Source organism: Arthrobacter sp. yr096 (assembly GCF_900108925.1).
GTDB lineage: Bacteria > Actinomycetota > Actinomycetes > Actinomycetales > Micrococcaceae > Arthrobacter.
The window spans coordinates 477,846-489,379 of the sequence record NZ_FNYI01000005.1; the positions used below are offsets into that span (position 1 = coordinate 477,846).

An 11,534-nucleotide genomic window follows, 5' to 3' on the forward strand; every position below is an offset into this window, starting at 1 on the left:
CTACGCTCTAACTGCCAAAGGCGGGCACCCGGACCTCGGGAAGCTATCTACCAGGCGCAACTTAACCTTCATCGCACATGCTGAAGCCTGGTAACCAAGCTAACTGGAGCTCCTTTTTGTAGCGCCCCCGAACGGTCACCTGGCTTCCACAGCACTAAGGAAGTCGCAACATGAGTACAACCGTCACGGCCGAGCAATTCCTGGCCACCTCCATTGAGCTGGCAACAGCCAATGTCCTCAACAGTGGTGGCCCTTTCGGCGCCGTCATTGTCACCGCGGACGGACGAGCCTTCGAAGGCGTCAACCGCGTTACCGCCACGAACGATCCCACGGCACACGCAGAAGTCACGGCCATCCGTAACGCCTGCCGCGAACTGGGAACCTTCGATCTCAGCGGAGCAACCCTTTACACCAGCTGCGAGCCGTGCCCCATGTGCCTGGCCTCCGCACTCTGGGCACGCGTTGACCGCGTGTTCTTTGCCGCAGACCGTCACGATGCCGCATCCGTCGGCTTCGACGACGCCGTCTTCTACGAGTACTTCGAGAACGACAACCGGGACGCGCTGATGCCGGTAGCCAAGCTGGAACTGGGCGACCCCCAGGCTCCGGCGGCCCTCCAGCCGTTCAACACATGGAACACGCTTGATTCCAGGATTGATTACTAGGGCCCGGTGGCTGACATGACAATCCTGGACAATTCCGCTGAAAAGCAGGCTGCACTCCTCCCCAATGGCGGAAAGAGTGCAGAGCCCACAGCGGCACAAGCAAAGCACACGGCAACGGGCCTGGCCGATGGCAACAAAAAGCCCCCGGCGTCGAATTCCTTCCTGGATAAGTTCTTCCAGATCTCCAAGCGTGGCTCCACCTTGGCCCGCGAATTCCGCGGCGGCCTGGTCACGTTCTTCACCATGGCGTACATCGTCATCCTGAACCCACTCATTCTGGGTGGATTCTCGGCAGACAACGCTCCGGTTGACGTGGCGGGCGGCTGGCTTTCCGCAGCACAGGTGGGTGCCGTTACGGGCCTCACCGCCGGCGTCATGACCATCGTATTCGGCCTCGTGGCCAATCTGCCCTTCGGCCTCGCCGCCGGCCTGGGCATCAACTCCTTCCTCGCCGTGGCGGTCATCCAGGAAGTCACGTGGCCAGAAGCCATGGGCCTGGTGGTCATCAACGGCATCCTGATTGTCCTCTTCGGTGCCACCGGCGCCCGGACGGCGATTTTCAAGGCAGTACCCAAGGAGCTCAAGGCCGCCATTACCGTAGGCATCGGCCTCTTCATCGCCTTCATCGGCTTTGTGGACTCCGGCTTTGTCCGCCCCACAGCAGGCGGCCCGCCGGTTCAGCTCGGCAACGATGGTTCCATCACCTCCATCCCCACGCTCGTCTTCATCGTCGGACTGCTGACCATGGGTATCCTCGTGGCACGCAAGATCCAGGGCGGCCTGCTGATCGGCATCGTCGCCACCACCGTCCTTGCCGCAGTCGTCGAGGCAGTGTTCCACATCGGCCCCGGCAGCGCCCAGAACCCCGGCGGCTGGCACCTCAACGTGCCCATCCTGTCGAGCCAGCTGGTGTCTGTTCCGGACCTCAGCCTGGTGGGCCAGTTCGATCTCTTCGGCTCATTCGCCAGGATCGGTGGATTGGCGGCCACCATGTTGGTCTTCACGCTGGTGTTCACCAACTTCTTTGACGCCATGGGCACCATGACCGGCCTGGCCAAGAGCGCAGGCGTGGCTCACAAGGACGGTACGTTCCCCAAGCTGAAGTCCGCTTTCATTGTTGAAGGCATGGGCGCAGTGGTGGGTGGCGCAACGTCCGGTTCGTCCAACACCGTGTACATCGACTCCGCGGCAGGCATCGGCGAAGGAGCCCGCACCGGTTTGGCTTCAGTGGTCACCGGCTTGCTGTTCCTGGGCTCGATGTTCTTCACCCCGCTCACCTCGGTGGTGCCTTTGGAAGTAGCTGCGGCAGCACTGGTGGTGGTGGGCGCGATGATGATGGCGCAGATCCGCGAGATCAAGTTCACCAAGTTCTCCATCGCGCTCCCTGCGTTCCTCACCATTGTCACCATGCCGTTGACCTACTCCATCGCCAACGGCATCGGCGTCGGGTTCATCTCCTTCGCCGTCATCAGCGCAGCGTCGGGCAAGGCCAAGAAGGTACACCCGCTCATGTGGGTGGTCACGGTGGGCTTCATCATCTACTTCGCCCGGGGCCCCATCAACGCCCTGATGGGCGTCTAGCCCGGAGCCCCACCCCGCGCCGGCGGGATCACAACCGGCACTCCGATCGACGGTCCGTCGGAACCCACCGCACGAATAGGCGTCCGCCGTCGTCGTCCCTTGTGAACAGGCACGACGGCGGGCGGCGGCTGGGTCCTTGCGCTCCGTCAGGGAACGGGGGCAGGGAGATGAAGCCCTTGCCCCCGTTCCTATGAACTCTTAGCCATTGAACTTTTACTGATAAGCCGCGACTACCCCTCAACAACCTCTGGAAATGAGAATATGAGGCAAGATCGCGCACTGCTCCGGCCGGGCCACCTGGCCGGGACACCTGGAATAAGGATGTGTTGCCATGCTGGATCTGATGCCTTCACTGGGCAGCTGGCGGCCTGCGGTCTCTGGCCAACTGTGTGCCGTGGCCACGATCGTAGGGACCGGCGGCTCTGTGCCCCGGCCCATGGGGACCTCCATGATGGTCTCCGAACATGGCGAAATCCTGGGTAGCTTGTCCGGAGGCTGCGTGGAAGGCGCCGTCGTTGAGGCGGCACTGGAAGCCATGCGCGACGGCGGCCCGCGCCTTGAGTCGTTCGGCTTCAGTGCCGAGGACGCGTTCGCCGTCGGACTCACCTGTGGAGGGGAACTGGAAGTCCATATCCAGCCGCTGGGCGCTGGATCGCCTGAGCTTTCCCTTTTTACTGGACAGCCGCCCACCAAGGACCAGGCCCAAGCCCCCGCGGCTGTGGCACTTATCCGCAGGCTGGGTGCCGGTGGAGGAGTAGTTGTCATCAATGATCCTGTGCGGTTCCGCGCCATGGAATCAGAGGAGCTGGCCAAATTGGTGGGGGACCACCCCGCCACCCTCTTCGCCGCCGCTGCCCAGGTTGAACCGCTGCTCCAAGGCGGACGTGCAGGGCTGGTCCGGCTGGCCCCGCCGGAGGAATGCATTGATGGTTGGGTCACCACCGACAGGTGGGCTGCCGAGAGCCAGGAAGATGAAACCCAGCCCGAGCCCATCACCTTGTTTGTTGAGAGCCGCTTGCCGGCCGCACGGATGCTGATCTTTGGCGCCAACGACTTTGGTGCCGCGTTGCTCCCCGCCGGGAAACTCCTCGGCTACAACGTCACCCTCTGCGATGCCCGGCCCGCTTTCGCACAGCAAAGCCGCTTCGCCGGGGCCGATCAGGTGGTCACCGACTGGCCCCACCGCTACCTGGAGGCTGAGGCAGCAGCACGCCGCATCGATAACAGAACAGTGGTGTGCGTCCTCACCCATGACCCCAAGTTCGACATCCCGTTGCTGGAAACAGCTTTGCGCTTCAACCTCGCGTACGTCGGCGCCATGGGATCGCGTCGCAGCCACCGTCAACGGGTTGATGCCCTGCTTGCCGCCGGGACAACTCCGGAAGCGCTGGAACGGTTGCATTCGCCGATCGGCCTGGACCTCGGAGCCGTGACACCGGCCGAGGTAGCAGTTTCCATCACGGCCGAAATCGTGGCGGAGCGCGGCGCGGCCGGTATCAAGGCAGGTACCAAAGCTGGTTCCAAAGTCGAACCCACCATCATCGGCGGCTTCCCCTCCCTCAAAGACACCACCGGCCCCATTCATCCAGCGCCGGTCCAACAAGTACCCCAATACCTCACTCAGGAGGACCCATGGACATGAACACCATCGAGGCCGTGGTGCCCACCACGGACCCTGCCCTTTGGCGCGACGGCGACGCCTGGCTCGCTGGAGGCACAGTCCTTTTCTCCTACGGAAGCACCGTCCTCAAGCGCCTCCTGGACCTGGGCGAGGCCAACTGGCCCGCCATCACCGTGACAGATGACGGCCTTGAACTCGCCGCCACCTGCACCGTCGCCGAGCTTTACGCCTTGCCACAAACCAACGAAGCAGCCACCCGCGAATGGCCCGGGCTGGCTCTGATCCGCCCGTGTTGCGACTCGTTCGTGGCCTCGTTCAAGATCTGGAACATGTCCACGGTGGGCGGCAATATCTGCACCGGCCTCCCGGCTGGACCCATGACCTCACTCTGCGCAGGACTCGACGGCGTGGCTACCATCTTCAGCCCGGACGGAAGCAGCCGGACAGTCCAGGTGGCGGACGTCGTCACTGGCGATATGCAGACTGCCCTTGCACCCGGGGATTTGCTCCGCAGTATCCACCTGCCAGCCACCGCGCTATCCGCAAGGGTCGCCTTCCGGCGCTTGTCCCTGAGCAACCTGGGACGCTCCGGCGTGCTGCTGATCGGGCGCCTCGATCCCGACGGTACCTTGGTCATCACGGTGACCGCGTCCACCAAAAGGCCCGTGCAGCTGAGGTTCCCCGCGGGGCAGGTTCCCGACGCCGGGACGCTGGCTGACGCCGTCGGCGATTCCATTCCCTGGCCGCTGTACCACGACGACATCCATGGGCTCCCGGCATGGCGCCGCGATATGACGTTCAAGCTGGCCGAGGAGATCAGGGCGGAGCTGCTGGGTGAGTCCATGCACGTGTCCGGCGATTTCTGGCCGCCTCACGCCACGTCGCCGCAACCGTCCGCGCAGCCAGAACCATCAAACATCCAGCAGAAGGAGGCCCCGAATGGCAATTGAGATCAACGGAGCTGCCTCGCAGGCCACGCCCCGCCCCGGGCAGTGCCTCCGCACATTCCTCCGCGAAGAGGGCAACTTCGGCGTTAAGAAGGGCTGCGATGGCGGCGACTGCGGAGCCTGCACCGTCCACGTCGACGGCAAGCCCGTCCACAGCTGCATCTACCCCGCCGTCCGCGCCGAGGGCAAAGCCGTCACCACCATCGAAGGACTTTCCAAGGATGGGGAACTCCACCCTGTGCAGGAACAGTTCAGCGAGGGCCAGGGTTTCCAGTGTGGCTTCTGCACGGCCGGAATGATGATGACGGCCGCCACGTTCGACGACGAGCAACGCGCCAACCTGCCCCGCAACCTCAAGGGCAACCTGTGCCGCTGCACCGGCTACCGCTCCATCGCGGACGCCGTCTGTGGCCATGGCAGCAGTCACCAGCACGACGCCGGAGCTGACGTTTCCGGGGCGCAGTCACAGGCCGTTGTGGGAACCCCGAGCGCAGCCGCTGAAACGCCTGCCGTGGAAGCCACCCCCGGCCAGCTCGGCGACAACGTACCCGCCCTCGCCAGCAATGCCGTGGTGACCGGAACCGCCCGGTACACCCTGGACGTTCCAGCGGAGCAACTTCCTGGCTTATTGCATTTGAAGCTCCTGCGTTCGCCGCATGCGCATGCCCGGATCGTGTCCATCGACAAGGCGCCGGCGCTTGCTGTGCCTGGCGTGGTTGCGGTGTTCACGCACGAGGATGCACCGCAGCAATTGTTCTCCACTGCCCAGCACGAGAACTACACGGACGATCCCGATGACACCCGGGTCCTGGACAACGTGGTGCGCTTCATCGGGCAGCGGGTTGCAGCAATCGTGGCCGAATCCGTCGGTGCAGCGGAGGCCGGAGCCCGGGCATTGGCGGTCCAGTACGAACTTCTGGAACCGGTATTCACTCCGCAAGAGGCCATCCTTCCGGGAGCCCCGGCAATTCACGGTGAGAAGGACGGCGAAGCGTCCAGGATTTCCAGGCCGCTCCAGAACGTGGTTGCAGAAGTGCATGCGGAGCTGGGTAGCGTTGCCGATGGCTTTGCTGCCTCCGACTTCATCCACGAGCACACGTATCAGACACAACGTGTGCAGCACGTCGCTATGGAAACCCACGCCTCCATTGCCTGGCTGGACGAGGACGGTCGGCTGATTGTCCGTTCCTCCACCCAGGTGCCGTTCCTGGTGAAGCGGACGCTGAGCCGGTTGTTCAACCTTCCGCCGGAGACCGTCCGCGTTGTGGCCGGCCGGGTTGGCGGCGGCTTCGGTGGCAAGCAGGAGGTCCTCACAGAGGATCTGGTGGCCCTCGCAGCACTGAAACTCCGCCGCCCGGTACAGGTGGAGTTCACCCGCACGGAGCAGTTCATTGCCACAACTACCCGTCACCCCTTCACCATCAAGCTCAAGGCGGGCGCCACCAAGGATGGCTATCTCGCGGCGCTGCAATTGGATGTCCTGACCAACACCGGCGCGTACGGAAACCACGCTCCCGGCGTGATGTTCCATGGCTGCGGCGAGTCGTTGGCTGTGTACAAATGCGTGAACAAGAAGGTGGACGCCCACGCCGTCTACACCAACACTGTTCCGGCCGGCGCTTTCCGCGGTTACGGGTTGAGTCAGATGATCTTCGCGATCGAGTCAGCCATTGACGAGCTGGCGGTGGGTATCGGCATGGACCCGTTGGAGTTCCGGCTCAAGAACATGGTCCGTCCCGGGGATCACATGCTCTCCACCACGCCCGAGCCCGAGGAAGACGTACACTACGGAAGCTATGGCCTGGACCAGTGCGTGGCCCTGGTGCGCGATGCTCTGGCCCGTGGCAAGGAGCGGTACCGTGCCGCCGGACTGGACGATCTTGGGCCTGATTGGGTCGTGGGGGAGGGCTCGGCCCTGTCCATGATCGACACCGTCCCGCCGCGTGGCCACTTCGCCTATACCCGGGTGAGCCTGGAATCGGACGGAAGGTTCGCCGTCGACGTCGGAACGGCCGAATTCGGGAACGGCACCACCACGGTGCACGCGCAGTTGGCCGCCACTGCGTTGGCTACCACTGCGTCCAAGGTGACTGTGCGCCAGTCGGATACCGACCTCGTAGAGCATGACACCGGTGCCTTCGGTTCGGCCGGAACCGTGGTGGCCGGCAAGGCGACCCTGGGTGCGGCGCTGGAGCTCGCCACCCGGATACAGACGGTCGCTGCCTCCCTGACGGGAGCCGCCTTGGCGGACTGCCGTTTGGTGGACGGAGCTGTCCAGTGCGGCGATCGCACAGTGAAGCTGACGGACATCGTCGACGCCGCCCGGCTCCAAGGCGTGCGGCTCGCCACTGATGGGAACTGGGGAGGAACGCCGCGGTCTGTGGCGTTCAACGTCCACGGTTTCCGGGTCGCCGTGAACACGGGGACGGGCGAGTTGCGAATACTGCAAAGCGTGCAGGCTGCCGATGCCGGCGTGGTGGTCAACCCGCGGCAGTGCCGTGGGCAGATCGAGGGCGGCATTGCGCAGGCGCTGGGTGCGGTGCTGTACGAGGAAGTGAAAGTGGACAACACCGGGCGGGTCACCACGGATATCCTGCGGCAATACCACATTCCTTCCTTTGCGGACGTGCCCAGGAGCGAGGTCTATTTCGCCACCACCAACGACTCCACCGGACCGCTGGGTGCCAAGTCCATGAGTGAGAGCCCGTTCAATCCCGTGGCACCTGCGCTGGCCAACGCCATCCGCAACGCGACAGGCATCCGCTTTGGCGAGCTGCCCATCGCACGGGACAAGATCTACCTGGCCCTCCGGGACCGCACCCTCATCCCCAACTGACTCGCATTAGTGGTTGTTCCCAGCCCTGGGAACAACCACTAATGCCAGCTACTTGGGTGAAACCGTGAGCTCCATGAACACGCTGTTTGGGTCCAGCGTGTAGTCGGCAAACGGCGGGCATTCCGTGAATCCGTGCCGTGCATACAGGCGGCGTGCGGGAGCGAAGTAGTCTTCGGTGCCCGTTTCCAGGCTCAGGCGCCCGTAACCAAGCCGGGCGGCCTCGGCCACGATGTGTTCAAGCATCAGAGTTGCCACGCCACGTCCACGCGCGCTGGTTGTTGTGCGCATCGACTTGATCTCGGCATGACCACTGGAGATCTTCTTCAGTGCTCCGCATCCCAACAGAACCCCGTCCTCGCGTGCTGTCCAGAACGTGATCGACTCGTGGGACAAAGCGGAGTGGTCCAAGGCGTGTACGCTCTCGGCCGGAGAGGTTGCGAACATGTCGGCCAAGTGCTCGCTGAGGAGCTGGTGGACATCAGGGCGTGCGGGATCATCAAGTGCGATGCGGATCATGGACCCTAATGTACCCGCCGTTATCCGTCCAAAAGATGCAGTTGATCCTTGGTGTCCAGGTCTTCGCCGGAGCAAAGGTCGCTGCAGTCCACCAGATCAACCAGCCCCGGATGCGCTTTGAGGAACGAACGCGCTCCGGTGTCGCCATTGGCCGCTGCGGCCGCTTCGGATCGAAGCCCGACGTCGAAAATCACCGGGTGCCGGCGCTTCAGGTGGCCTGACTCGTCAGGGTAGGCGGCCGCCGTGACCCGACCGGGGTGGTGGCTGCCCAGCAGCCTGCTGACCGCCGTCGGGGTTAAACCCGGTTGGTCCACCAAGGCCACCATGATGCTGTTGCCCGGTGCTGCGGCGTCGATTCCGGCGCGGAAGGAGCCAGCCATTCCTTTGGCCCACTTTTCGTTCTCCACCACCACGTGCGTGCCCAGGTCCGTGACGCTTCGAACATGTTCGGCCTCGGCTCCCAGCACCACCACAACCTCGCGGCAGCCGCCGTCGAAGAGCGTATCGGCCAGGACCTCCACCAGGGTGCGGCCGCGGAAGGGGAGCAGCGCCTTGGGGCCGCGGCCCAAGCGGGTGCCGGCGCCCGCAGCAAGCAGCACGCCCGTCACTGGGGCCATGCCGGAGTCAGTCATATCCTCACGATACGCGCGGGGTTCCATGCGGTCTCTAGCTCCTTGGATGCTTTCGAAGAGATCTACCGATATCGGTTGTAAATTACCGATCAGTAGGGCTTTTGGTGTCCCTCAATGGCCGTTAGGGTCGGTGTGGGAGTTATGCAGTCAGCTCGGGTACGCAACGACGCGTGAGGACAGGGGAAAATGGCGGGTAGTTTCGAGATTCTCAAAGCAGGTAGTAACTCATTCCGATTCCGGCTTACGGCCGAGGACGGCACGGTTGTGGCAGTGTCGCCACAGTTCCCGAATTTGAAGGCCGTTGTGGCCGGCATCAACGCAGTCCGCGAGAATGCGGCAACAGGCTTCGTGGTCGACAGGCGGAACCTGGGCACCTGATGCCCGTTCAGCGAAACCCAGCGAAATGACAGTTGGCGGCAGTGTTCTTCACGAACACTGCCGCCAACTGTCGTTTGTGCGGGTTGTTTAGGCGTCTCCGCCTGCTCCGCCGGTGGTGCCGGCGTTCACGTCCAGCAGCTTGTAGCGGTCAATGGCGTACGACGGCGCGCCCTCCTCCACTTCGCCCCTCGCCGCCAGCAACTGGAGGGTTTTGGCGACGATGGAGTGGGTGTCGTTTTTGAAGTAGCGGCGTGCGGCTTGGCGGGTGTCGGAGAAGCCGAAGCCGTCTGCTCCGAGGGAGGCGAAGTCGTTGGGGATGAATTGGCGGATTTGGTCGGGGACGGCTTTCATGTAGTCGGACACGGCGATGACGGGTCCGGTGGTGTCTTTGAGTTGTTCGGTGATGAACGGGGTGCGGGCGGGTTGGCCGGGGTTGAGGAAGGCGTGTTCTTCGGCGGCGAGTCCGTCGCGTCGTAGTTCGTTCCAGGAGGTCACGGAGAAGACGTCGGCGGCGACTCCCCAGTCCTCGTTGAGGATCCGTGCTGCTTCGAGGGCCCAGGGTACGGACACGCCGGAGGCGAGGATGTTCGCGGTGGGTCGGTTGGCCTCTCCCGTGGGGGCGTCTGCGAGTTTGTAGATGCCTTTGAGGAGTCCGTTGAGGTCGAGGTTTTCCGGTTCCGCGGGTTGGGTGATGGGTTCGTTGTAGACGGTGAGGTAGTACATGACATTTCTGTCATCGTCAGCGTCTGGTCCGTACATTTGTTCGAGGCCGTGGCGGATGATGTGGCCGATTTCGTAGCCGTAGGCGGGGTCGTAGGTTTTCACGGCGGGGTTGGTGGAGGCCAGGATGGGGGAGTGTCCGTCGGCGTGTTGGAGTCCTTCGCCGGTGAGGGTGGTCCGTCCTGCGGTGGCGCCGATGATGAAGCCGCGGGTCATTTGGTCCGCTGCTGCCCAGAAGGAATCTCCGGTGCGTTGGAAGCCGAACATGGAGTAGAACACGTAGATCGGGACCAGGGGTTCGCCGTGGGTGGCGTAGGCGGTCCCGGCGGCGGTGAACGCTGCGACGGCGCCGGCTTCGTTGATGCCGGGGTGGATCAGTTGGCCTGCGGGGGATTCTTTGTAGGCCAGGACGAGGTCGCGGTCCACGGAGAGGTAGTTCTGGCCTTTGGGGTTGTAGATTTTCGCGGTCGGGAAGAACGCGTCCATCCCGAAGGTGCGTGATTCGTCGGGGACGACGGGCACGAACCGGGCGCCGAAGTTTTTGTCCCGCATGAGGTCTTTGAGGAGCCGGACGAAGGCCATGGTGGTGGCGGCTTGTTGTTTCCCGGAGCCGCGTTTGGCTACTTCGTAGGATTTGGTCTCGGGCAGGACTACCTCGGTGTGTTTGCGGCGCCGTTCGGGTACGAATCCGCCCAGTTCCGCGCGGCGTTCCATGAGGTATTTGATTTCCGGGGCGTCCATGCCGGGGTGGTAGTACGGGGGCCGGTAGAGGTCCGCGTCGAGTTGGTCATCGCTGATGGGGATGCGGAGGTGGTCACGGAAGGCTTTGAGGTCTTCCATGGTCAGTTTCTTCATCTGGTGGGTCGCGTTGCGGCCCTCGAAGTGCGGGCCCAGGCCGTAGCCCTTGACCGTTTTGGCCAGGATCACGGTGGGTTTGCCCTTGAATTCGGTCGCGGCCTTGTACGCGGCGTAGACCTTGCGGTAGTCGTGCCCGCCGCGTTTGAGGCCCCAGATCTGCTCGTCGTTCAAGTCCGCGACCATGTCTTTGGTCTGCGGGGACTTACCGAAGAAGTGTTCCCGCACGAACCCGCCGGATTCGGCCTTGTAGGTCTGGTAGTCACCATCGGGGGTTTCGTTCATGATGTTCACCAACGCCCCGTCGGTGTCGTTCTCCAGCAGGGTGTCCCATTCCCGGCCCCAGACGACCTTGATCACGTTCCAGCCCGCGCCGCGGAAGAACGCTTCGAGTTCCTGCATGATCTTGCCGTTACCGCGCACCGGCCCGTCCAGGCGCTGGAGGTTGCAGTTGATCACGAAGTTCAGGTTGTCCAGGTTCTCGTTCGCGGCGAGCTGGAGCAGGCCACGGGACTCGGGCTCGTCCATTTCCCCGTCACCCAGGAACGCCCAGACCTGCTGGTCACTGGTGTCCTTGATGCCACGGTTCTGCAGATACCGGTTGGACTGGGCCTGGTAGATCGCGTTCATCGGGCCGATACCCATCGACACGGTCGGGAATTCCCAGAAGTCCGGCATCAGCCGCGGGTGCGGGTACGAGGACAGGGCGTGGCCTTCCTTGGACTTTTCCTGACGGAACCCGTCCAAATCCTCCTCACTCAACCGGCCTTCCATGAACGCCCT

At 63.5% G+C, this 11,534-nt stretch carries 9 protein-coding genes; 6 read left to right on the forward strand and 3 right to left on the reverse strand.

Features of this window, described 5'->3' with window-relative positions; translation table 11 throughout:
• The first annotated feature begins 170 nt into the window (after positions 1-170).
• The 5 genes from BMY91_RS15535 to BMY91_RS15555 all read left to right on the forward strand — a co-directional run bounded on the left by BMY91_RS15535 (position 171) and on the right by BMY91_RS15555 (position 7,650).
• Positions 171-665 (forward strand): nucleoside deaminase, encoded by a 495-nt coding sequence (locus BMY91_RS15535; RefSeq protein WP_017200639.1) that lies wholly within the window; start codon positions 171-173, stop codon positions 663-665.
• Positions 666-671: 6 nt separating this feature from the next.
• Entirely contained in the window at positions 672-2,246 is a 1,575-nt protein-coding gene (locus tag BMY91_RS15540) for an NCS2 family permease (protein WP_090823447.1), read from the forward strand.
• A 331-nt stretch (positions 2,247-2,577) separates the two neighbouring features.
• Entirely contained in the window at positions 2,578-3,888 is a 1,311-nt protein-coding gene (locus BMY91_RS15545; RefSeq protein ID WP_090823449.1) for an XdhC family protein, read from the forward strand.
• Positions 3,879-4,817 (forward strand): FAD binding domain-containing protein, encoded by a 939-nt coding sequence (locus tag BMY91_RS15550; protein WP_090823451.1) that lies wholly within the window; start codon positions 3,879-3,881, stop codon positions 4,815-4,817. The genes BMY91_RS15545 and BMY91_RS15550 overlap by 10 nt, the downstream gene beginning before the upstream one ends.
• Positions 4,807-7,650: a molybdopterin-dependent oxidoreductase gene (locus tag BMY91_RS15555; RefSeq protein WP_090823453.1), complete on the forward strand. Its 2,844-nt coding sequence runs from the start codon at positions 4,807-4,809 to the stop codon at positions 7,648-7,650. Before BMY91_RS15550 ends, BMY91_RS15555 begins: the two co-directional genes overlap by 11 nt.
• A 48-nt stretch (positions 7,651-7,698) precedes the next feature.
• On the opposite strand, the gene BMY91_RS15560 is transcribed toward BMY91_RS15555, so the two are convergent.
• Both BMY91_RS15560 and nboR read right to left on the reverse strand, forming a co-directional pair.
• Positions 7,699-8,166, reverse strand: coding sequence for a GNAT family N-acetyltransferase (locus BMY91_RS15560; RefSeq protein ID WP_090823455.1), 468 nt, complete (start codon positions 8,164-8,166; stop codon positions 7,699-7,701).
• Between the two features lie 20 nt (positions 8,167-8,186).
• A complete protein-coding gene (nboR, locus tag BMY91_RS15565; protein ID WP_090823458.1) occupies positions 8,187-8,825 on the reverse strand; it encodes a nicotine blue oxidoreductase in 639 nt (212 codons plus the stop codon).
• 159 nt (positions 8,826-8,984) lie between these two features.
• Between nboR and BMY91_RS15570 the strand changes: the two genes are divergently transcribed.
• Positions 8,985-9,176 (forward strand): YegP family protein, encoded by a 192-nt coding sequence (locus BMY91_RS15570; protein ID WP_090823460.1) that lies wholly within the window; start codon positions 8,985-8,987, stop codon positions 9,174-9,176.
• 87 nt (positions 9,177-9,263) lie between these two features.
• Here BMY91_RS15570 and aceE read toward each other — a convergent pair.
• Positions 9,264-11,534 (reverse strand): pyruvate dehydrogenase (acetyl-transferring), homodimeric type (aceE, locus tag BMY91_RS15575; protein WP_090823522.1); only part of this gene is annotated, 2,271 nt, incomplete at its 5' end.